Raw genomic sequence first — 24,069 nt, 5'->3', positions numbered from 1 at the left:
ACGGAATACATGATGAAAAAGGAGTTACGCTAAATGAAGCTCAATATAAAGAGTTTTTGGTTATGGAATATCGCAATACTTTTTGTTTTTTTCATTCTATCAATTTTTAGTAATAGTCTGCTGTTCGATCGGGGGATTCCTGTTGGAGCTGACCAAGGATTTCATATGCTACGAATTCAAGGCCTAACAGATAGCATAAAGAGCGGTAATTGGTACCCCTATATAAATATGCGGTATTTAGATGGATTTGGCTATGCTGTTGATACCTTTTATTCGAATACGTTCTTATATATTGCTTCCTTCTATCAAATATTTGTAAAGGATAATGCTGTGCAGGCTTATAAATTCCTGCTGCTTGTGATTACATTCTTGACCTTTGTTTTTGCCTATCTTTCTGCAAAAGGTATTACACAATCACGTATGATTAGCTTATTTGCTAGCATTCTGTATACGCTGTCGTCCTATCACTTTATTGATACCTTTAACAGAGCTGCTTTAGGAGAAACAATTGCGTTCGCATTTGTGCCGGTTGTTCTTTCCTCTTTTTATATGATGGTATATCGACAGAAGAATGTTTGGTATTGGTTAGTAGTTGGAATGTGTGCCCTTGTTCTTTCTCATATTGTTTCTACTTTAATGGCCAGTACGGTTTTGTTCGTTTTATTTATTGTAAGTTTTCATTCGTGGAAGAAAAATCCAATCATCGTGGTTTGGATTGGGATTGCTGCTATTTTCGTAGTAGGTCTTACCATATTCATGACATTACCGTTATACGAACAAATGCAGGCACAGCCGTTAATCTCACAATGGGCTCCTGTGTTTAATGTGCCGGATACTGGGGTGAATTTGGGAGATACGATCATTCATTCCATTAATAATGAAGATGCTCGTAGTGGGGTTATGAATATAGGTATTCTTGTGTTACTTGCCCCAATTATACGTCTTCTTATTTTTGAAAAGAAAATTGTTCCAGGTGATTATTTCACCATTAGCGGGTTTCTGACGTTGATTGTTTGTACTAAATTGTTTCCTTGGATGTTATTTAGAAATACTCCTCTTAATGCAGTACAATTTCCGTGGAGATATATGGTATTTGTTACATTCCTCCTTGCCGTCGGTTCCGCATTTTATCTTGGTGAAATGTTGAAGCGATATGATAAGAAGTGGCTCGTGTTTGTTGTATTCTTTGGCTCTGTTATTATTACTAATGTAAGCTTACTCTATCAAACAAGTTTTGAAGTTCGGGAACCGAGCGCAGAGACTATTTTAGAAAATACAGCCAATATCGGAATAGGGAAGGAATATTTACCAACAGGGGTAAGACTAAGTGATATCACTCCGGATAGTGGACCGCTGTATGTAAATGAAAATGTTCATTATAGTAACTTTAAGAAAAATGGAAGTCATATTAGCTTTGATTATAATAATACAAATGAAGGCGAAATTGCGATGCCAATCATTTATTACAAAGGATACCAAGCACAAATTAAGGAAAATGGAACATCTATGAATACTCCCGTATATGCAGGGGTTACCAATTTAGCTACATTGGAATTACCGAAGGGGACAGGTACGGTAAATTTCTATTATGCAGGTACGACTATACAAAAGTTAAGTAAAATTCTGTCTGGTGTCTTTTTCCTTGCATTTGGTATCGTCCTAGTATATGAGGCAATTGTAAGAAGAAAGAAAGTACGTACTGAAAAATCACCAAATGAATAACCTTTTGAAAGGAGACAGCCTTTGTAAGTTTATCTCATTACCTTTGCGTATATTTCTAAGTGATTTAATAGAAGTCCATCATAAAATATGGATAAAACCAGGATCTAGATTCTGGTTTTTTTGTACGACAATTTTGTATAGAATACACTTTGTTTCCAAAAAACATCTATTCTTTTTGTATAATGGAAAAGAACGTTGTAATTACAAGGAGTGAAGGCTTAAATGATAAGAGAAAAAGCGAGGAATCGTTTCACTCGCAATGGTCAATCATTGCTAGTACCGTTCCTCTTTCATTATTTAGTTTTATTACTTGGAACAATCATACCCTATTATAAGGATACCTCCCATGTAGGTATGGCTTTTAATGAGAGTGCACACAGCTGGATTCAATGGGATAGCTTGTGGTATATACATATTGCTAGCTTCGGGTACGAGAATACGATTGCCGCAGCTTATTTTCCATTTGTCCCATTTCTATTTCAGCTTGTACATAATGAGGCTGTTATGTTTGGGATTACTGCAGTTGGTTTTGCGGCTAGCTTGTATTTATTACAGGAGTTTTTCAAACGTATGAAAATGAATGATTGGCAAATTACGATGGGGCTGTTGCTATACGCACTTAATCCAGCATCTATTTATTTTGCGACAATCTATACGGAAGTATGGACGGTTCTCTTTTCGCTAGCATCTCTGCATATGGCAACAAAGAATAAATGGGGTTATGCAGGATTATTTGCAGCGATGGTCACAACAACTCGAGGGACTGCATTGCTCTTTGGCATATTTCCATTTGTGCTCTTTGTCTATTCAGCAGTAAAAAGGCAGTGGAACGGGGTAAAGCAAGCGCTGTTTTGGGGATTAAGTTGTTTCGTTGGTATAGGAGCATACATGGTCTTGCTTTATTTTATATTTGGTGATCCTTTTATGTTTTCCTCTACACAAAAGGAGAACTGGCATCATTATTGGACATTGCCATGGACACAGTTTATAGATGCCTTTCATCGGAATCTTTGGACGGATTTTAGGGAGTCGAGACAGGCATTATGGATTGTCACCTTCCTTTTCTCGTATTGGGGACTAGTGAGCGTGTGGAAACAAAGGGCAACCATTGAGTGGGAGCGCATAGCGGTTATTGTCTTTACCGTGGGAAATGTTTTAATGACGCTTTGCTTTGGAACGGAGGATGCTCCTCTTTTTAGTACAATGCGCTATTTAAGTGTGATTTTTCCTATATATGGCATAATGGCAACGTCCTTATCAAAGCCATTTCAATGGCTTATCTTGTTTATTTTCGCTGCACTTTCGTTTATGGGAGCATGGACGTTTACGCATCATGCATGGTTTTTATAGGAAAAAAATCCTTAAATAATGGTCTAATGGAAAGGGGTCTGTGGATTTTTTCCAATAAAGTGGGCATAAAAACTTGAGACAATTTTTCTTTACCAAACACCGTACTTTGTTTGCTACATGATTTAAAATGATCAATCCAAAACCGGATTGATCATTTTAAATCTCAAACAAGTCATTTATGAAATTGTTTGGAGTGGAAATCGGGTAAGCAAATTTAACAGAGCCTTGTTTTAATCAAATTTTCGTACAGTTGGTACACGTAATGCTACGAAAATGATAAATAAAATAACAAAAAGTGCTCCGCCTTTCATAATGGTCGCAATGGAAAGATGCGTTGTAATTAGAAGGGAGGTAATCGTATAAGAGACAGGAATAAGTCCCATGGAAGAGAGCATCATGAGGCTCATGACTCGCCCCATCATTTCTTCTTGTACACTCGATTGTATGACAGCCATAAGTGGAATTGCCCCCATCGCAAGCGTAGCACCAAATATACTGCCCGCAAGCAGAGCATGCCATACAGTAGTGCTTTCCGTTAATACTAAGAACGAAATACCTGAGATGAAGATCATACTAATACAAAACCAGCCGCGGTGACGTTTTATATTAAGGATGGCAATAACAATCGCTCCCAGTGCCATACCTCCGCCTACCGAACCTTCTAAATAGCTATAGAGGAGAGAGTCCCCTTGCAACACATTTTTGACAAAAATCGGAAAACCAATTTGCATCGGGCCGATTAGAAAGAAGTTTAAAAAGGCGCTACAAATCAATAGCGTTGATAGAAAAGCAGACTTCTTAACGTAGAAAATTCCTTCCTTTATGGAGGTCAGCATATTGTCAGCGGGTTTATCATTCACATTCACTACTGGCATCTGAATTTTACGAACGAGTATTCCAGCAAATAGTAGCATACAAATTGTAATCGTAAATACGGTCGTATAGCTACTCACCTTAATTAAAAATCCTGCTAGCATTGGTCCAAGGATGAGTGAGGATTGATTTGTCATCTGTGTAATCGAATTTGCCTGTGTTAGTCTGAATTTCGCCACGATTTCCGGTAAGATGGAGCCATCAGCGGACCAAAAGAAGGCATCAGCTAAGCCAAAGAATAAGGCAAATAAAGCAAAAGTATATAAAGTAACTCCATCCAATGCAAGCCATAAAAGAAGTCCTGCTACTAGGCAGGCACGTATAACATTGGAATAGAACATGATGTTCTTTTTGGGAAATTTATCTGCAGTCGCTCCTCCAATAATCATGAACACGAGACGAGGAACACTGGAAGCAACGAGCACGAGACCAAGTGAAGCTTCTAAGTCAAGCTTTTTCACAATATACCAAGTTTGTGAGAAGGTAAAAAACGCAAGCGCAAAGCTTGAGAATAAAGTGGCTGCCCATAAATATAGGAAATTCGTATTTCGAAACAGCGATGCGTTCAGTTTTGAAACAGATAAGGGATTATTACGTTCCAATTCTTCCATATCGTTTCCTTTCCTATAAGATATTTATACAACGCGAAATCCATATCAATACTTATTGTAGACAAAAATTAGGTAATTGTACATTGTTTTTCATTGTATGAGAAAAGAGCCAGCATATGCTGCCTCTTTTCTATCTTCTCATTATTGCTTAGAATGAAATAATTTAAACGAATGTATCTTATCTCTTTCGTACAATTGCATTGTTGATTAAAACAGGCTAGAACTATGAAGATGCTGTACTTTGGCAGTTGGATCGATATAGGATTTAATACTGCTGATTGCGGTAGGTGCTTCACCAAATCCCGCAGCAATTAATTTCACTTTTCCGTCATAAGTACAAATATCACCAGCAGCATACACACCTGGAATATTCGTTTCCATTTTTGAGTTTACGACGATGCAATTTTTTTCAATGGTAAGTCCCCAATCCTTTATAGGACCAAGTGAAGAAACAAAGCCGAAGTTTACAATTACATCATCCACATCGATGGTTACTTTCTCTTCTGTTTTCGCATCTTGAATGACCACCTGTGTAACGGCTTCATTTCCAACTAATTCCATCGGTATGTACGGCGTTTTCACATCCGCGCGAGAATTCATTAATGTTTCAACACTATGTTCATGTGCACGGAATTTATCACGGCGATGAATAAGAGTTACTTGTTCTGCGATTGGTTCAAGCATAAGAGTCCAGTCAACAGCTGAATCTCCTCCTCCGAATACAACAACTCGTTTACCTGCGAATTTATTCATATCATCTACAAAATAATGAAGGTTTTTCTTTTCAAATGAAATGGCATTATCTAATTCTAATCGTCTTGGTTGAAATGCTCCATTGCCGGCAGTAATGATAACAGCTTTAGAATAGTGTGTCCCTACATTTGTAACAAGCTTGATGGTGCCATCTTCTTGCTTGTCTAGCGTTTGTACTGATTCTTCTAGGCAAATAGTTGGTTCGAATTTACTCATTTGTTCCTTTAAGTTAGTGACGAGCTCGCCAGCACGAATTTTTGGGAATCCTGCCACATCATAAATGTATTTTTCAGGATATAATGCGGAAAGTTGTCCGCCAAGCTGCGGTAAACTTTCGATAATCTTTACACTTAATTGTCGCATTCCACCATAAAACGCAGTGAATAATCCAATCGGACCTCCACCAATAATTGTAATATCATATATTTTTTGATCTACCAAAACATTTCCCCCCCAATAAATAATATCAATAAACGTAATCCATACTAGACGAATCCGTTTGTCTTGTTTGAACTGGATTTTTTACTCATCTTGTATAAGTTTACAAAAAAATGATACCATAATTCATCAAAAAAAACCTTAATAAACATTATGGAGTAGTCCACATAAGTTGTCCATTTTGTATACATTTTATTAACAAATAAAGTTTACAGGTATAACCTTCTCGTATCGAATTTTGACTGTTCTATCTGCGAAGTTTCTTGAAAAATAGCGAAAAAAAGGCTACTATTATGTAGTGATATAGGGAATAATTACGACAAATTTCTAACGGATTTTTGACATTTTTTTGTCGTGCTGGTATATAAGCGTACAAAATATCTACAAAAGGTTTTGCATTTGTTATATTTACTACTACGGAAAAGGGTTGTGATTAAGGGTGAATAAACCAAAAATCGTTGTTTTGGGTGCAGGGTACGGCGGTATGATTACTACTGTAAATTTACAAAAGGAATTATCAGTTAATGAAGCTGACATTACACTTGTAAATAATAACAGCTATCATTATCAAACAACTTGGTTGCATGAAAATGCAGCAGGTACATTACATCAAGATAAGACTTGTATCAATATTAAAGATGTAATCGACACAAGCAAGGTTCATTTTGTACAAGATACAGTGGTGAATATTAACGCTGAAACAAAACGTATAGAACTAAAAAATGGCGAACTTGAATATGACTATCTTGTTATTGGATTAGGTTTTGAGTCTGAAACATTTGGTATTAAAGGCTTGAAAGAACATGCATTTTCAATCGGCAACATTAATGCGGCTCTTCATATTCGTGAACATATTGAATACTCTTTCTCGAAGTACGCTGCTGAAAAACGCGATGAATTATTAACAATCGTAGTAGGTGGAGCAGGATTTACAGGTATTGAGTTTGTTGGAGAACTTGCAAATCGTATTCCTGAACTTATAAACGAATATGACCTTCCTCGTGAAAAAGTGCGCATAATTTGTGTAGAAGCGGCTCCTACAGCACTTCCAGGCTTTGATCCTGAACTTGTAAGCTACGCTATGAAACATTTAGAAGATAAAGGTGTGGAATTCAAGATTGGCACAGCTATTAAAGAAGCTACTGTAGATGGAATTGTTGTTGCTAAAGGCGATACAACAGAAAAAATTAAAGCTGAAACTGTAGTTTGGGCTGCTGGTGTTCGCGGGAATTCGCTTGTAGAGGAATCTGGTTTTGAAGCAATGCGCGGCCGTGTCAAGGTGGATGAATTTATGAGAGCTCCTGGCCATGACGATGTATTTATGGTAGGGGATGCGGCCTTAATTATTAATGAAGAAATCAATCGTCCTTTCCCTCCAACAGCGCAAATTGCTATTCAAGAAGGTCAAAATGTTGCAGGAAACATTGCTGTACTTGTTCGCGGCAAAGGAGAAATGCAAAAATTTGTGTATGATAATAAAGGTACAGTATGTTCTTTAGGAGACGACAACGGAATCGGCGTTGTATTCGGTAAGAAAGTAACAGGATGGAAAGCTGCATTTATGAAGAAGGTAATTGACAACCGGTACTTATTTATTCTTGGCGGACCGATGCTTGTGTTGAAAAAAGGTAAATTAAACTTTTTGTAAAATATAAATATAGTAAATAGAGAAAAAGAGCAAAGTAGCCTTAGGTTACCTTGCTCTTTTTTCTCTATTCTATAAAAGGGGTTTTTTGTTTGAATAAACGAGGCAATGTTTGGTTAGCGGTAAGTGGTCTAGTTCAAACGAATGATGGAAGATGGCTAGTAGTAAAGAAAACGTATGGCGGATTAAAAGGCAAATGGTCGTTTCCGGCAGGATTTGTGAAAGAAGGGGAAACGATTGATGAGGCAGTTAAAAGAGAAATATTAGAAGAAACGGGAATTAGTACTTCTATTCGCGGTGTCTTAGGTATACGCTCTGGTGTTCTTGAGGGCGAAATTAGTGATAATATGGTTATTTTTTTACTTAAACCGGAGAATCAGGCGATAACTATACAAGAAAAAGAATTATCAGATGCTGCATTTTTATCCCGGGATGTCATTTTACAAGATGAGGTTACTTCTGTACTAGTTCGGCATTTGTTAGAAACGATGCCAAGCTCTATTTTTCAGATGAATGATGAGGTGAATCCGGGAGATCACTTTGGTTACACAGCGTATCGTGTATTTCTTTCAGAAAACAAGGATTGATTTTTATTGTTCACATCTGTAAAATTAAGGAAATGGAAGCCGGAAGGAGAACGTACAATGAGCATTCCAATGCTACTCATTTCTATGTTACTTTTTTTCGTTCTATTTTTTGGAATTGGTTTTTTGTTAAACATGATATTGCGTCAAACATGGGTGATGACTATCTTGTATCCAGTAGTCTGCGTACTAATTATTAATAGAATAGATATACTGAAATACTTTCAAGATCCTTTCCTATCCTTTTCCTCTTTTCTCACGCGTGTTTCTTCTCTGGGACAGGCAGATTTATTTATATTACCATCAGGATTTATAGGAGCTATCGCTTCAGGATTTGTTATGAAAACGCTTCGAAATAGTGGATATCGCATGTTTTAGCTTTTTTGTGAATGGTGAAATAAGCGCCATTCACTTTTTTTCTTTTTTGGTGTATAAAAGAAAATCGTCTTGGTCAACACTACAGATGAAGGAGTGTTGAGAATAAACATGACGATACGAATAGTTACGATTCGCCTTTTTATGGCGTGTTTATTTTGCATGGCTTTATTAGTTACCTTTCAAGCGATTTCACATTTAACAATAATAGAAATGATAACCGGCTTCAAGAAAACAGAGAATGTTCGAACATTGGGCAATTTAAATACAGAAAAACAAACGGAAACAGTAACAAAAACAGTAACAAAAACAGAAACAAAAGCAGAAACAAAAGCAGAAACAAAAACTCTTGAGCAGTCAGTCGATTGGTCCCGGTATGATTCGGTTGAAGTTACAGCTACGGGTTATACGGCTGGGGTAGAGTCAACAGGAAAACATCCTGCACATCCTCAATATGGGATAACCTACTCTGGCGTGAAAGTTAAACGTGACTTATATTCTACGATAGCAGCGGATCTACATATATTTCCGATTGGGTCTGTCTTGTTCATTCCAGGGTACGGATATGGCGTAGTAGCTGATAAAGGGGGCGCAATTAAAGGAAAGGAGTTAGATTTATATTACGATACGGTTCAAGATGTGTATAAACAGTGGGGAAAGAAAAAACTAACTGTATATCTTGTGAAAAAAGGTTCAGGAAAGCTGTCAGAAGCGGAGTTAAAGCAACTAAATGAGGATGAAGCGATGCAGGTGTTTCGTCAACAATATAAAAAGAAACAGTAGGTTTTAGAAATAGCGAGACTATCATGAAAGAGGATGGTCTCTTTTGTATTCATTGTTAGAGACATGATTTTAGAGGTTATCTACTCTTTTTGTTATACTAAGGGTAGATGTAAGGGGAATTGAGGGATAAAATGAAGGACTACCCGCTTGAGTATTATGAGTTTTTTATAAAATTTAATGAAGGCGATTATTATACATGTCATGATTTACTTGAGGAAATGTGGCTGACTGAAATGGATAATTTCTTTTTAAAGGGACTGCTACAAATGTCAGTGGCACTATATCATTATGGATATGGAAATGTGAAAGGTGCCAGAGCCATGATGGGGGCGGCAAAACGATACTTACAGCCATATAGGCCAACATATTGGTCCTTGAATGTTGAATTTGTCCTTCAATTTGTAGAACAATGTTTACAAATCATTCCGCGTGACCTAGACCGTGTCCCTTTTGAAGAAAGTAAGGACCTCCCGTTGTTACCTGAACTTGTTTTATATATGGAGTAAGAAACATCGCATTGTGAGAAGAAGAGTACTATAATGTAAATCATAATGGGAGGTGCATGACATGTTTCAAGTACAAGAAAAACTTAGCAGTCATGATGCGGTTGTGGTTGCATTATTTGAAGAAGAACAAACTAAATATGCGAAAGAAATTAGTGCAGAGCTAGGCGGAAATGTAACAACGTTCATAGATGCAGGAGATATATCGCCTGCAAAAAAGAAAATTTCTACTATACATACACTGACAAATAATTCTATGAAACGTTACTATTTTGTTGGGCTTGGGAAAAAGAATGAGTATAGCACGTCGATGTTGCGAGAGGCGCTCGGAAAACTGTTTAAAACACTAAAGAACAGCAATGCAACGAATGCCGCTATTTTATTAGATTCATTCGTGTGCGGTGATATACAAGAGCTCGATGTTGCTCATATGATTGCAGAAACATTTTGTTTAGGAACATACGAGCTACAAACTTATAAAACGGGAAAGAAAACGAAAAAAACGTCGCAAAAAATTGCAGTAATAACAAACTATGATCTGCAAGAAGTAGAAGCAGCTTTATCGGTTGGCTATATTCATGGGCATGCAACAAATGCAGCGCGTACGCTTGTAAATATGCCGCCTAACATGTTAACAGCAGAAGAATTGGCAAACTATGCTGTATCCTTAGCTGAAAAATATGACATGGACTACAAAGTTTTGGATAAAGAGGAAATGGAAGAACTAGGAATGGGTGCGTTGCTAGCTGTAAATCGCGGTTCCGTAAATCCACCTAAAATGATTGCCTTGCTTTATAAAGGAAAAGAAGAATGGACGGATGTTATCGGTCTTGTTGGAAAAGGAATTACCTATGATACAGGAGGGTATTCATTAAAGCCACGCGCGAGCATGATTGGTATGAAAGGCGATATGGGAGGAGCTGCTGCAGTTTTAGGCGCGATGGAAATTATCGGAGAGCTTCGCCCAGAAAAAAATGTAGTAGCCGTTATTCCATCCACAGATAATATGATTAGTGCAGATGCGTTTAAGCCGGATGATGTTATTACATCCATGAGCGGGAAGACGATTGAAGTATTAAATACGGATGCAGAAGGTAGATTGGCATTAGCGGACGGTATTACGTATGCGAAAAAGCTAGGAGCTACACATCTTGTTGATGTTGCTACGTTAACAGGCGGAATTATTGTAGCACTTGGTAACGATACAACTGGGGCCATGACAAACGATCCAGCCTTTTATGAACAAGTTGTAGAAGCATCCATTGAAACGGATGAACCCATTTGGCGATTACCAATATACGAGCGTGATAAGATGCGAGTGCGCAATAGTCAATTTGCAGATTTAAATAACTCCCCTGGTCGTGACGGTCATGCAATCATGGCGGGAACATTTATAGGTGAATTTGCCGGGGATACACCTTGGGTTCATCTAGATATCGCCGGTACATCGGAGACAAAAAGCAGTCATGAACTAGGTCCGGTAGGGGCCACAGGTGTTATGGTACGAACGCTTGCCACACTAATCGAACGATTTTAAGATGAAATAGATGTCCTGATTAATAAGGACATCTATTTTTATTTACATATGTTACTAGAAGTACTGTATTTTTATAATGAAATGTGAGAAATTACAATGGAATTTGTCAGTAAAATTCTAGTATAGCTTGACGGATAAAAAAGCAATCATGTAGAATTTGAAGGAAGTGGTTTTTGGCTGTCCATACTTCAATAGGAATTGTTAATAAATTTTAACACTATTCTAGTGATTATTAGTTATATAATAGACTGGTATGTGTTTGTAACGAAACGAATATCACCTTCACTTATAGTTTAAACTATCGCTAAAGAATTCCAAAACATATGAATTGAAGGATAAAATTGTATGAAGAGAAAGAGGTTATAGACATGAAAAAAGTTAAAAAAGCGATTATTCCAGCAGCGGGATTAGGAACTCGCTTTTTACCGGCAACCAAAGCAATGCCTAAAGAAATGTTGCCTATCGTTGATAAACCAACTATTCAATATATTGTGGAAGAAGCTATTGCCTCTGGTATTGAAGATATTATAATCGTTACTGGTAAAGGCAAGCGTGCTATCGAAGACCATTTTGATCACGCATTTGAATTAGAACAAAACTTATTAGAAAAGAAAAAGTTTGAACTGCTAGAAAAAGTGCAAGCTTCCTCTAACATGGTTGATATTCATTACATTCGTCAAAAAGAACCAAAGGGACTTGGTCATGCCGTTTGGTGTGCACGTAAATTCATCGGGAATGAACCGTTCGCAGTTTTATTAGGTGATGATATTGTACAAGCAGAAAAGCCATGTCTACGTCAATTAATTGATGAATATGACAAAACGCTTTCTTCTATTATTGGAGTTCAACAAGTAAGTGACGCTGATACTCATCGCTACGGAATTATTGATCCACTAGAAAAAGAAAATCGTCGCTATCAAGTGAAGCAATTTGTAGAAAAGCCAGCACCAGGAACAGCACCTTCTAATTTAGCTATCATGGGACGTTATGTGTTAAATCCAGAAATTTTCATGTTCCTTGAAGAGCAACAAGTTGGAGCTGGTGGTGAAATTCAGTTAACGGATGCAATCCAACGATTAAATGAAATCCAACGTGTATTTGCATATGACTTTGAAGGAAAACGCTTTGACGTGGGAGAAAAGCTTGGATTTATTCAAACAACAATTGAAATGGCACTGCAGCATGATGAGCTGAAAGAAGATTTATTGCGTATTATGAGTGACTTGGTTGAATCGCAAACTCCATCTATTAAAGGATAATGTCCGATAAAGAGGTAGGCATAGGAAATCGGAGGAACTGCAAAGCTCTGTTTTCTATGTCCCATCTGTGCGTAATCAAAAGAAATGGTTGTTTTAGAAGAATAGAACAGGAAAGGAGCATCTTCTTTGAAAACCATCACGATTTTAGTTCCAGCCTATAATGAAGAAGAAGTTTTAGATCAATTATATAATCGCGTTACAGGAGTAATTAATGGAATTCCTCAATATAATTTTGAAATTTTATTTGTAAATGATGGAAGTAAAGATAACACATTAAATATTGTTAAAGAATTTCGTACGCAAGATCCGCGTATTTCTTATGTGGATTTAGCTCGTAACTTTGGTAAGGAAACTGCAATGATGGCAGGTCTAGACCATGCAATTGGTGATGCAGTTGTTATTATCGATGCTGATTTACAGGATCCACCTGAATTGATTCCGGAAATGATAACATATTGGGAACAAGGCTATGACGATGTTTATGCGAAACGAAGAACAAGAGCGGGCGAATCCTTTGCTAAAAAGTGGACTTCAGCTCAGTATTATAGCTTATTAAAGCGTACGACACGTATTCCAATTCAGGAAGATACAGGTGATTTCCGTTTGCTTGATCGCAGATGCGTAGAAGCGCTTAAGCAAATTCGTGAAACACAACGGTATACAAAAGGTATGTTTAGCTGGATTGGATATAATAAGAAAGAAATTCTGTTTGATCGTGACCCTCGTGCCGCAGGTGAAACAAAATGGAACTATTTTAAGCTAATGGAGCTTGCAATTGAAGGAATTACATCATTCACAACATTCCCTCTTCGTATCGCTTCTTATTTCGGATTTACTGCTTCTTTACTCGCTTTCGTATATATGGTTTGGATTATTATTAAAACGTTAGCATATGGGGAATCTGTAACAGGCTATCCGTCTATGATGGCTGTTATCTTGTTCTTCGGTGGTGTACAATTGATTGCACTAGGAATTATCGGAGAATACTTAGGACGTATCTTTAACGAAACGAAGAATCGTCCACTTTATTTTGTCGATGAATATAATGATCAGAAAGCTACGAATATAAACGGCGAGTCTCAACCTGCCTATGTGGTGAAAGAACAAAAAGTAAAAGCCGGTAGATAGGAGAGGTGAAAGTTGAATAGAAAAAAAGAAATTTTCAACTACTTGCTTTTCGGTGGTTTGACTACCCTTGTTAATATTGTTACGTACTATTTATTTGTTACCTTGCTACATGTTGATTATAAGGTAGCTACTACAATTGCATGGATTGTGTCTGTTTTATTTGCATATATTACAAATAAAAAATATGTGTTTAATAGCAGTCACAGCACATTAGGACAAGTTTTCAAAGAATTTTTCTATTTTATGGGATTTCGATTGCTATCCTATTTTATCGACATTTTTTCCATGATTCTGTTAGTAGGAGTCATGCATATCAATGATTTGTTTGCTAAAATAGTGGCGAATGTTATTGTTGTCGTGTTTAATTATTTTGCAAGTAAGTATGTGATTTTTAAGAAGAATGTAGAACCAGGTAAAAAATCGCACATATCTTGATTATAGAACAAGCTGGGCCCACCGCCTGGTTTTGTTTTTTATCTCGATTGCATGGTTAACCTCATATAAAATTGAGTAATGGAGAGAAGTTACAACGTTTAGTAAGTTTGAAACGATTGTAAAACAAGGTTTATCATTAAATATAATTTACAGATTAATCTATGGAGGAGTATAATGCAGGACTTATTGCAACTCTTTAAAAAGAACAAATATGTATTGTATGGATTTGCATTTATGCTACCGTTCGCTATTTATGGAATATTATTCATGCTTCTTGGAATAGCGCCGTTCGGACAGAAGTCCATACTCGTTACAGATATGCATACACAGTACGTTCAGTTTTATACGTATCTTTATGATGTATTAAAAAATGGGAAAAGTATTTTCTTTAGTTGGGAAGCAGGAATGGGAGTTAATTTCTTCGGCGTATTCGCCTATTATTTAGCGAGCCCTTTCTCTTTGCTTATCCTTCTCTTTGATCGTAATCACATCCCAGAGGCACTTGTTCTAATTACATTGCTAAAGGTAGGACTAGCTGGATTTACGATGACGTATTTTCTTAGCAAAGTAACACAATATCGTGATTTGCCACTTGTGTTCTTTTCAACCTTCTATGCGCTTATGTCATTTGTAACTGTGTATTCATTCTGTGTAATGTGGCTAGATGGCATTTATCTCCTTCCCCTTATTTTGTTAGGAGTAGAGAAGGTTATTCGTAAAGATCAATTTCTTCTATTAACGATTACCTTAGCACTAATGTTTATTTCGAATTTTTACATAGCCTATATGGTTGGTATTTTTACATTCCTATACTTTGTGGCTAGGTTTGCAATAGTACATAGCATTCGAGATGTAAAGTTCGGTTTAAAGAAGATAGCGCTATTTATTGTGATTACAGCATTGGCAGCAGGAATCTCTGCTATTGTGACGCTGCCTACTTACATGGATTTAAAGAGTAACTTTGCGGAACGTGCAGCATTGCCATGGACAACGGAGTTCAATTTTGATTTGCTTACTGTGTACAGCAGATTTTTTAGCGGGGTTATTGATACAACCGTAAATGGTATGCCAAACTTATATGCAGGGGTATTAACGATTTTACTCGTTCCATTGTTTTTTATTACAAAACAAATATCACGAAAAGAAAAGATTGTCTATGGAATATTATCACTTATTTTGCTAATTTCCATGGAAATCCCTCTTTTAAATATTGCATGGCATGGATTTGAACCACCAACAAACTTTCCATTTCGTTATTCATTTTTATTCTCTTTCTTAATATTGTATATGGCATTTCGCGTATATCTTATTTTCGATAAAGAGATGCTACCTGCTCTACGGAAAATTGTGATTTTTAATATATTCATGATTTTATTCATTTCCAAAATTGCACACTACTATATGCCTTCTAACAAAATTTTAATCAATATAGCTCTTGTTCTAGCGTATACACTACTTCTATATTGGAAGGCTTTACGCTCTGATAAGAAAACCCTCGTTTCGTATTTATTAATTGCGGTCATCTCATTAGATGTAGGAATTAGTACATTATATTCCATCAAGCTAATGGGGCTTGAATACGGTTATATTTTGCGTGATACGTATGCAACAGTTCATCCGAATTATGAGGAAACATTTGCTTCAATTGCGAAGAAGGATACGGGATTTTACCGTGTCGAAACGACAGAGGGAAGCACTTGGAATGATTCACTTAGATTTGATTATAAAGGAATTACCCATTTTAACTCTGTTGCAAATGGCCATCTAAACTTATACATGCAAGATATAGGATATGGATTTCTAGATGCCCTTATTCTGCAAAATGGGAAAGGAATCGTAACAACAGATTCACTTTTCGGTGTGAAATATATGGTGTCTGATATCCCGCTAAATAAATATGGCTTTGAACAAATTGATCAAATCGGTCCTAATCGTGTATATGAAAACAAGAATGCACTGCCACTTGGATATATGATGAACGGCACGAATTTTGATACGACCGGGAAGGATAAGCTTAAGATTCAGAAAGTGAATTATGCAAATTCTTTTGAAAATCAAAATAAATTAATCGGTCCTTTAACGGGTACAGAGCAAGAAACGTATTATAAGCCACTTACAGCTGTATCTGAGCAATACACGAATTTAGATGTTCTTCCGAAGTCAAGTACGCTATATTCTCCTACTGGTGTTAAGAAAGATGAAACGACAACGCCAGTACCAGCACCAGTTACGAATCAGAAAAGTCTATATTTGGCAAAACAACAGCAATATAAGCCAGCGAGTATCAAATATGTATACGATGTGAAAGGACAGCAACAGCTTTATATGCAGCTGAGAACCGATCCATTTGACTTCACAAAAGTATATGTGAATGGTAAATCATTAGGCGAAAAATTTACACAGTATCCACAATATTATTGGAACAATGGCATTTTAGATTTAGGATTGTTCAAGGATGAAAAGGTTGAGGTAGAAATTCAAATTGAACGAGGTACAATGGATATAACACAAAACCTTGTGTATGGACTTGATGTAGATTCGTTTCAAACGCGCTTGCAACAAATTAAGAATCAATCCTTCCAAGTTACAAGCTATGATAGTCGGTCTGTTGTAGGTACGATTCAAGTGAATCAACCAGGTATGATGTTCACATCCATTCCTTACGATAAAGGCTGGACTGTAACCGTTGATGGGAAAAATCAGAAACCCGTGAAATTGAATGATGCATTTCTAGGTATCGAGCTCTCGCAAGGACAACACAATATCCAACTGAAGTATACATCACCCGGTTTTATGATTGGAGTTATTATTTCTTTATGTAGTTTACTTCTTACTGCTGGAGCAGTATGGTGGAGAAGAAAACCGCTATAGAGTGAAGTATGCTGTTTTCCTCTCTAGTGTAGGCAATCTTTACTATTGTTGATGCCTAGTCTAGAGAGGATTTTTTCTCATTATAAAAACGAGAGAAGCGATATTAATCGTACCTTTACACAACCATATCGCAGAAAAAGCCAATGAATAAATAGTGAAATTTTTATGTGGAATTGGAAATATTACGGGGAAAATTGCTAGAAGGAATAGTTACATATATCTCAATTTGCTGTTATAATACTATGATCGATATAATGATTTGGATAGTATTGTAAGCGAACATTAGGAGCGAAAGTTATGAATAATTCCATTTTAACTGTCGTTGTTCCATGCTATAACGAGGAAGAAGTATTAAGCGAAACCACCAAGAGATTATCGCAATTATTAGATGAAATGAAGAAAGACGGACTAGTTAGTGAGAAAAGCAACATTTTATATGTAGATGATGGAAGTAAGGATACGACTTGGAAAATTATTGAGGCATATACAAAAGAAAATGCATCGATTACCGGTTTAAAGTTAAGCCGTAATTTTGGGCACCAAGGAGCACTATTAGCTGGTCTTGAAACTGCTTATCAGTATGCTGACTGTGTTGTTTCGATTGATGCCGACCTTCAGGATGATATTCAAGCAATTCGCGAATTTATTATTAAGTTTAATGAAGGCTATGAGGTGGTATACGGGGTGCGCGATAAGCGTGATACGGATACTCCGTTTAAGCGTCGCACAGCATTAGCTTTTTATGGATTTATGGGAAAAATGGGAGTGAAATTAGTTCCAAATCATGCAGACTTTCGCCTATTAAGTAAACGAGCACTAGGAGAATTTTTACAATTTCGCGAAGAAAATATGTTCATTCGAGGAATCATTCCGTTGCTAGGGTTTAAGTCTACGAATGTATTTTATAATAGGGCGGAACGATTTGCTGGGGAATCAAAGTACCCATTGAAAAAAATGATTAACTTTGCTCTTGATGGAATTACATCTTTTTCCATCGTTCCAATCCGTTTTGTAGCAATTATGGGCTTCATTGTTACATTTATCAGTATTCTTATGGGGATTTATGCATTGGTTCAAAGGTTGGTAGGAGATGTTGTTAGCGGATGGTCTTCGATTATACTTTCTATATGGTTTATCGGAGGAGTTCAATTGCTTGCTATGGGAGTCATAGGAGAATATATTGGGAAAATTTTCAAAGAAACGAAACGCCGTCCACGTTTTACCATTGAAATGGATTTATATTCCCTCCAAATGACTGAAGGTAAGGAGTCTCCATATAGTGAAGTTCATCGCTACAAAGAGACTGTTAAATAATCAAATTGATGATTCGCAGAATCAACTAATCATTCTTCAAATTGTTTAAATATTCTTATTCTCATTTTTGACAATGTGTTTTATTATAATTTTTATGTTTACAAATGTGTTAAACAAAACGATTGTAAATAAAATCATGATTCTTATGATGACTAGCTTTCTTTCATTTCGAATTTTTTATCCCGCATTAACGGGAAGTAAGACCCCCACTTCAAGTTTTAGAAAAATCAGAGAAACCTAAGTGTGGGTCCTACTGCCCGTAAACGCCCGATTGGTTCAACTAACCATTAGTGGGGGATGAAGAACCCCCACTAATGGAAGTTTCACTTTATTCTCCATGCAAGATTAATCTCTATAGGAGTTTGATATTTATCAACTACCTATAGAGGTGCCCCTTTTTTAGTGTTCCACATTATCCGGTTGCATCTAGATTGTAATTATAGTCTCTACCAGCGTTTTACATATGAACGGATAGATGGGATAATGTATCCCTAATGCATTTAGTAAATAGTAGAGTGAGTGAACATAGCGTGAAAGTAGAATTTAAACATTATGTGTATTTGCATCTAACCTTTTTTCTGTACTCTTTGATTATGCTATATATGAAATGGAGTTCAACGGTATCCCTTGGATCCATTTATTTTTTCTTAGCTTATTTTGTTTTGCTATTTTTCTTGTTCTTGTACGCGGTTATTTGGCAACAGGTTATTGCTCAGTTTGAGATTTCGAAAGCCTATTCCCATCGCGGGGTCATTATTATTTGGACCATTGTATGGTCCGCTCTTTTCTTTCACGAACACATTGTATGGAATCAAATAATTGGGGCTGCTGTTATTATTTTCGGCATAGTTGTGGTGACAAAGGATGAATAATTATATCTTACTATTCTTATTTGGTGTTTTACTTGCAAATTATTCGCAAATTTTGTTAAAAAAAGCTACGTTACAAAAATATGATTCAAAGCTACGGGAGTATGCAAATCGCTATGTCATCATTGGATATACGCTATTTGTCATTAACGCCTGCTTTAATTTAATTGCCTTAAAAGGGATATCACTAGCAGTTGCATCGGTCTTAGAATCATGCAGCTACATTATTATGCTTCTCTTCAGTAGACTATTTTTAGGAGAACCTATTACACCACGAAAAGTAATCGGAAATGTAATCATAATATGCGGCATTATTATATTTTTTATCAAGTAAATCTAGAAGCAATCATTTTCGTTTAGCTCTAATATCTTATAGGGTCAAAATGTTATAATGAAGCAGTGATAGTTGATTTCAGCATTGTTTCACTATTATATATCGGTTACATGGCAACTGGGATCTTTCTATTCGTATGTGAGCGATACACAAAAGGTAGTATGTTTTATAACGAGATTGGAGAAAAGTAATATGAAAAAAGGGTTCGCCATATTAACGTTATTTCTAGTCCTATTAACCGTTGGTTGTGGTCAGGATAAACTGCAAAACGGAAAAACAACGATTGCGCAGATAAATGAGACGAAGGAAGTAAGAATTGGCGTAGATCCGACGATTCCTCTATATTCGTTTGTTGATAAGAATGGACATTTATCAGGATATGACATTGATATTATGGAGGAAGCGGCAAAACGATTGGGTTTACATACCAAATATTATTATGCCAATTCAGACTCCTTAATTGCGGGGTTAAATTCGAAGAGATTTGATGTTACCACGGGTCATATTGTCATAACGAATGACAAAAATAAGTTTGATTTTTCGATTCCGTATAAGCAGACGACAACGGTAATTATCCAAAAAAAAGGTCAGGATGAAAAAATTAACTTAAGTAATTTAAAAGGATTGGGCATTTCCTTACCAATCACATCTGTGTATGCTTCTATTGCAAATAAATATAATATGTTTGTCATGCAAGGGGATACGTTCGTAAATGGAATTTTGGATGTAGAAAAGGGAAAAACAAAATATATGCTTTTCGATAAAGAAGTCATCGATAGTGTACTAGCTGAGAATAAAATTGACGATATAGAAGTCGGTTATACATTTCCACAGCAGCAAAGCATTGGGCTCATGTATCGAAAAGGAAATGATTCTCTCGTTCAAACTTTCAATAAGAAGTTAGAAGAAATGAAGAATGATGGAACGATGAAGAAGCTTGAGGATAAATGGTTTCAAGGAAAAAATGATTAGGTAGGAAAAGGAACGTGAAAAACTTGATGGAATTTATGAAATTTATAAAAGGACGTTCTTGGTTATGGCCGGTTACTTTATTATGTATATTTGGAGCATTAACGATATTTAGTAATAGTATCTTATTTGGTAGTGGCATGATATATGGGGAGGATCTCCGATTTCATCTCGCCAGAATTCAAGGCTTAACAGATAATATAAAGAGTGGGGTTTGGTATCCTTATATTAACATGCATTTTATGAATGGATTTGGGTATGCGGTCGATACGTTTTATTCAAATACCTTTTTGTATATTGCTTCTTTGTTTCAAGTGTTTGTAAAGGATAATTTATTGCTTGCCTATCGATTTTTAATCCTCGTTCTTACGTTTATGACATTGGTATTGACGTATTTGTCTGTGATGGCTATGACGCAAAAGCGTGACATCAGTTTTTTTGCTAGTGTTATTTATACACTTTCCTCTTATCATTTTATCGATACGTATAATCGTGGTGCACTTGGTGAAACGATCGCGTTTGCTTTTGTACCAGTCGTATTGGCATCGTTCTATCTTATGGTGTATAAACAGAAGAATGTTTGGTATTGGTTTGTGATGGGGATGTGTGCACTTGTTATGGCTCATGTTGTCACGACCATGATGATGGTGACTGTCTTATTTGGGTTACTGCTTGTTAGCTTTCCAGCTTGGAAAAATAATTTAAAAATGCTATTATGGCTCGTGCTGTCTACCGTTTTAGTCGGAGGATTGACACTCTATATTACGTTGCCTTTAGTTGAACAGATGCAAGCGCAGCCACTAGTAGCGCAGTATGCACCTGTTTTTAAAGTTTCCAATACTGGTCTAGATATTGGAAATAGTTTCATTCATGCAATCAACAATGATGATGCACGAAGTGGAGAAGTCAATGCAAAAGTAAATATCGGTCTATTGCTACTCCTGATTCCATTCTTGCGCATGCTCTTATTCGAAAAAAAATGGATACAGGGAGATTATTTTACCATCATTGGTTTCGTACTCCTTTTTGTTTCAAGTAAAATTTTTCCTTGGAATTTATTCGATGAAACACCGCTAAATGCAGTTCAATTTCCATGGCGATATTTAGTATTCGTTACTTTATTTCTTGCAATCGGTTCGAGTATGTACGTACATGAGATGATTGTGCGATACAACAAGAGAGCATTTATTTCTGCGCTATTTATTGGCACGGTCTTGCTGTTAAATATGAATCTGATTTATCAAGCAAGTTTCGAAAATAGAAAACCGAGCGCTGAGGCTTTCTTGAAAGACTCTAAGTTTTTAGGAGCAGGAAGAGAATATTTGCCGACTGGTGTGAACATTGATGATATTCAGCCAGATAGTGGGCCGCTGCATGTGAATGAAAGTATCAAATATGATAACTTCAAAAAAGATGGAAACCATATTTCTTTTACGTATGCAAACAGTGATCGTGGTGAAATCGCTATGCCGATTATTTATTACAAAGGATATGTTGCACAAGTAGCGGAAAATGGAAAGATGTATCAGATTCCAGTGTATGCAGGTTCGACGAATTTAGCCACATTAGAATTACCGAAAGGAACAGGAACAGTAACGTTTCAATATCAAGAAACCAGTATACAAAAATGGAGCAAACTCGTATCAGGTGTTTTCCTATTTATTATGCTTGGGCTCTTATTCTTCTATCATAAAAAGAAAAAGGTTGAGCTTTCATAATTGAATCAGAGAGAAGAGCATTGTAGTGTTTTTTAAATCCTTGGCTTTATTGGCTTATGCAGAAAGGAGTTTTCAATTCGAATGACTCGGTCTTTACGTTGGTCTATAATCTTTATTTCTATATTAGCAATTATTTTTTTATATGCTTCCTCCCGCGGTGATCTTGTACATGAACAGGCGGGAAATACAAAAAATTTACGGGACTATATCCCGTTACATGCTGGTGATACGGTTTCCCAATACTTACTCCCTAAGCATACAAATATCGAAGGAATTACGATTGGTTTTAATTCAGAAGCAAGTGAAACCGGCTTTACAGCGGATGTAAAAATCGTATCAGATAGTGGTTATGATGAATTTCACATCTCTAATTTACAACTGAATGTACTTGGACAAGTGTATCTCCCTTTATCAAAAGTAAAGGGGAATGAAAAAAAGCTAGAGGTACAACTTTCAAATATTAAATATGATGGAGCAAAAGAAATTTCGTTAAAAACAGCAGAACCATTTGAAAACGCATCTGTCAGTATAAATGATAAAGCATATCAGGCGAAAGCGATGGTCGTTACATATAGCCTTGCTTCCGTTCCGTATGGAAAATTAGCCGTCCTTTTCGTGTTAGCGGCAAGTCTAACTGCTTTCCTTCTATTTGCGGGTACAAATATAGTGAAGGAATATGTTATCATTGCATTGGTATTCGGATTTTTCTTTGCTGTCTTTACGCCTATTTATCAGGCGTCAGATGAATATGTACATTATTTAAAAAGTGAAGATGTGGCACAGGGACATCTGATCACGCCTAAAGTCAACGGCTATGTAGGCTATTATGTATCACAAAAGATATTAGATACTGAGGTTGCTCCCATTGAAAGGGATGAAAAATTTAATCCCGACATTGCGAAGTATATCCAAGGAAGTAGCGTAACACCAGACGATCCTTCTAAGCAAGTATTTACATTTCAGCCAACTACCGCAGTATATACGTTTATCCCATATATACCGCAAGCAATTGGTCTGAAAATAGCGATGATTTTTCATGCTGATATTTGGACGGCGAATATTTTCGGACGATTAGCGAATTTATTCGCATTTCTTGCCATATCCGCATATGCTTTATCGCAGATTCCAGTTATGAAACGTACATTCATGTTTTTCATGCTCGGACCGATTATTATGTTCCATGCTAGCAGTTTGTCTGGAGATGCCATGCTGATGTCATTCAGCTTTCTCTTCTTCGCTATGCTCATGAAGGTATGGTTCCAAAAGGAAGAAGTAACAAAAAAGGAACGGATCCTACTCGCCATTTCGGGATGCTTAATGGCACTTTGTAAATTTACGTATTGGCCATTACTATTACTTATGCTTCTCGTATCTCCCGAAAAGTTCGGATCAAAAAAATCGTATATTCGCTATAATGGCATTGTAATAGGCATTGCAACGTTACTTGTAGCAGGTTGGAACGTATTTGTCATGCATTATGTAGGGGATGCCGTTGCCGGCGGACATGTATCTGCTAGTAAACAGCTAGCGTTTATTATGCAAAATCCAATCGGGGCACTGCAAGTATTTACCCGATCATTTGACCATGGTATGAGCGAATGGCTCCAAATGTACAACACAATCGGATTTTTATCTACTCCGCTTCGAGGAATTATTGCGATTTATCCAATTGTATTGGTTCTTATTGCTATTCTTGATCAGCAGGATCGTCCATTTGTCTTATCGAACATGCAAACGTGGGGATTTCGCTTTGTTACAGCTAGCGTCACGATACTCATTATGCTTAGCCTTTATTTAACGTGGACAAGTATTGGAAATATGTATGTGTACGGTGTGCAGGGAAGATATTTTATCCCAATCATACCTGTGATACTCATGCTTATTCGGTCTCATTTTACAATTAAAATAGATAAACCGAACATAGCTATCTTTGCCTCACGGGCAGCCGCTTTGTTTTTAGCGTATTCGTTCTTGTTTTGGTATGCAAAGCTGTATTAA

General features: G+C 36.6%; 20 protein-coding genes. 18 read left to right on the top strand and 2 right to left on the bottom strand.

The window, feature by feature from the left end:
• The first annotated feature begins 33 nt into the window (after nucleotides 1-33).
• Nucleotides 34-1,722, top strand: coding sequence for a 6-pyruvoyl-tetrahydropterin synthase-related protein (locus ACAN53_RS12035; RefSeq protein ID WP_379970359.1), 1,689 nt, complete (start codon nucleotides 34-36; stop codon nucleotides 1,720-1,722).
• Between the two features lie 222 nt (nucleotides 1,723-1,944).
• A complete protein-coding gene (locus tag ACAN53_RS12030; RefSeq protein WP_379970358.1) occupies nucleotides 1,945-3,072 on the top strand; it encodes a hypothetical protein in 1,128 nt (375 codons plus the stop codon).
• 230 nt (nucleotides 3,073-3,302) lie between these two features.
• Here the strand turns inward: ACAN53_RS12030 and ACAN53_RS12025 are convergent, their stop codons facing one another.
• Nucleotides 3,303-4,556 (bottom strand): MFS transporter, encoded by a 1,254-nt coding sequence (locus tag ACAN53_RS12025; RefSeq protein WP_379970357.1) that lies wholly within the window; start codon nucleotides 4,554-4,556, stop codon nucleotides 3,303-3,305.
• A gap of 207 nt (nucleotides 4,557-4,763) precedes the next feature.
• Complete coding sequence (locus tag ACAN53_RS12020; RefSeq protein WP_379970356.1) at nucleotides 4,764-5,750, bottom strand: NAD(P)/FAD-dependent oxidoreductase; 987 nt, start codon at nucleotides 5,748-5,750, stop codon at nucleotides 4,764-4,766.
• A 436-nt stretch (nucleotides 5,751-6,186) separates the two neighbouring features.
• Here ACAN53_RS12020 and ACAN53_RS12015 point away from each other — a divergent pair, with 436 nt between their 5' ends.
• The 16 genes from ACAN53_RS12015 to ACAN53_RS11940 all read left to right on the top strand — a co-directional run bounded on the left by ACAN53_RS12015 (nucleotide 6,187) and on the right by ACAN53_RS11940 (nucleotide 24,069).
• A complete protein-coding gene (locus ACAN53_RS12015) occupies nucleotides 6,187-7,395 on the top strand; it encodes an NAD(P)/FAD-dependent oxidoreductase (protein ID WP_379970355.1) in 1,209 nt (402 codons plus the stop codon).
• Nucleotides 7,396-7,484: 89 nt separating this feature from the next.
• Nucleotides 7,485-7,979, top strand: coding sequence for an NUDIX hydrolase (locus tag ACAN53_RS12010; protein WP_379970354.1), 495 nt, complete (start codon nucleotides 7,485-7,487; stop codon nucleotides 7,977-7,979).
• A gap of 57 nt (nucleotides 7,980-8,036) precedes the next feature.
• Nucleotides 8,037-8,354 (top strand): YuiB family protein, encoded by a 318-nt coding sequence (locus tag ACAN53_RS12005; RefSeq protein ID WP_379970353.1) that lies wholly within the window; start codon nucleotides 8,037-8,039, stop codon nucleotides 8,352-8,354.
• A 69-nt stretch (nucleotides 8,355-8,423) separates the two neighbouring features.
• Nucleotides 8,424-9,134 (top strand): 3D domain-containing protein, encoded by a 711-nt coding sequence (locus ACAN53_RS12000; protein ID WP_379970352.1) that lies wholly within the window; start codon nucleotides 8,424-8,426, stop codon nucleotides 9,132-9,134.
• 131 nt (nucleotides 9,135-9,265) lie between these two features.
• On the top strand, nucleotides 9,266-9,640 hold the full coding sequence (locus ACAN53_RS11995) for a DUF309 domain-containing protein (RefSeq protein ID WP_379970351.1): 375 nt from the start codon (nucleotides 9,266-9,268) through the stop codon (nucleotides 9,638-9,640).
• A 61-nt stretch (nucleotides 9,641-9,701) separates the two neighbouring features.
• Nucleotides 9,702-11,174: a leucyl aminopeptidase gene (locus ACAN53_RS11990; RefSeq protein WP_379970350.1), complete on the top strand. Its 1,473-nt coding sequence runs from the start codon at nucleotides 9,702-9,704 to the stop codon at nucleotides 11,172-11,174.
• Nucleotides 11,175-11,542: 368 nt separating this feature from the next.
• On the top strand, nucleotides 11,543-12,433 hold the full coding sequence (galU, locus tag ACAN53_RS11985) for a UTP--glucose-1-phosphate uridylyltransferase GalU (RefSeq protein WP_379970349.1): 891 nt from the start codon (nucleotides 11,543-11,545) through the stop codon (nucleotides 12,431-12,433).
• A gap of 126 nt (nucleotides 12,434-12,559) precedes the next feature.
• Complete coding sequence (locus ACAN53_RS11980) at nucleotides 12,560-13,561, top strand: glycosyltransferase family 2 protein (RefSeq protein WP_379970348.1); 1,002 nt, start codon at nucleotides 12,560-12,562, stop codon at nucleotides 13,559-13,561.
• Nucleotides 13,562-13,573: 12 nt separating this feature from the next.
• Nucleotides 13,574-13,996: a GtrA family protein gene (locus ACAN53_RS11975; RefSeq protein WP_379970347.1), complete on the top strand. Its 423-nt coding sequence runs from the start codon at nucleotides 13,574-13,576 to the stop codon at nucleotides 13,994-13,996.
• A 174-nt stretch (nucleotides 13,997-14,170) separates the two neighbouring features.
• Complete coding sequence (locus tag ACAN53_RS11970; RefSeq protein ID WP_379970346.1) at nucleotides 14,171-16,867, top strand: YfhO family protein; 2,697 nt, start codon at nucleotides 14,171-14,173, stop codon at nucleotides 16,865-16,867.
• A gap of 297 nt (nucleotides 16,868-17,164) precedes the next feature.
• Nucleotides 17,165-18,181 carry a glycosyltransferase family 2 protein gene (locus ACAN53_RS11965; RefSeq protein ID WP_379970345.1) on the top strand — a complete coding sequence of 339 codons (1,017 nt, stop codon included), beginning with the start codon at nucleotides 17,165-17,167 and terminating at the stop codon, nucleotides 18,179-18,181.
• A 530-nt stretch (nucleotides 18,182-18,711) separates the two neighbouring features.
• On the top strand, nucleotides 18,712-19,053 hold the full coding sequence (locus ACAN53_RS11960; RefSeq protein ID WP_379970344.1) for an EamA family transporter: 342 nt from the start codon (nucleotides 18,712-18,714) through the stop codon (nucleotides 19,051-19,053).
• Nucleotides 19,046-19,384 carry an EamA family transporter gene (locus tag ACAN53_RS11955; RefSeq protein ID WP_379970343.1) on the top strand — a complete coding sequence of 113 codons (339 nt, stop codon included), beginning with the start codon at nucleotides 19,046-19,048 and terminating at the stop codon, nucleotides 19,382-19,384. The genes ACAN53_RS11960 and ACAN53_RS11955 overlap by 8 nt, the downstream gene beginning before the upstream one ends.
• A 192-nt stretch (nucleotides 19,385-19,576) precedes the next feature.
• Complete coding sequence (locus ACAN53_RS11950) at nucleotides 19,577-20,356, top strand: substrate-binding periplasmic protein (RefSeq protein WP_379970342.1); 780 nt, start codon at nucleotides 19,577-19,579, stop codon at nucleotides 20,354-20,356.
• 14 nt (nucleotides 20,357-20,370) lie between these two features.
• Nucleotides 20,371-22,071 carry a hypothetical protein gene (locus ACAN53_RS11945; protein WP_379970341.1) on the top strand — a complete coding sequence of 567 codons (1,701 nt, stop codon included), beginning with the start codon at nucleotides 20,371-20,373 and terminating at the stop codon, nucleotides 22,069-22,071.
• Nucleotides 22,072-22,152: 81 nt separating this feature from the next.
• The gene (locus tag ACAN53_RS11940) at nucleotides 22,153-24,069 is read left to right on the top strand and encodes a DUF2142 domain-containing protein (protein ID WP_379970340.1); all 1,917 of its coding nucleotides are present in this window, start codon (nucleotides 22,153-22,155) and stop codon (nucleotides 24,067-24,069) included.

The organism is Ectobacillus soli (assembly GCF_042610425.1).
In the GTDB taxonomy this organism is placed as follows: Bacteria; Bacillota; Bacilli; order Bacillales; family Bacillaceae_G; genus Ectobacillus.
This window is presented reverse-complemented; position numbering and strand designations above follow the sequence as displayed.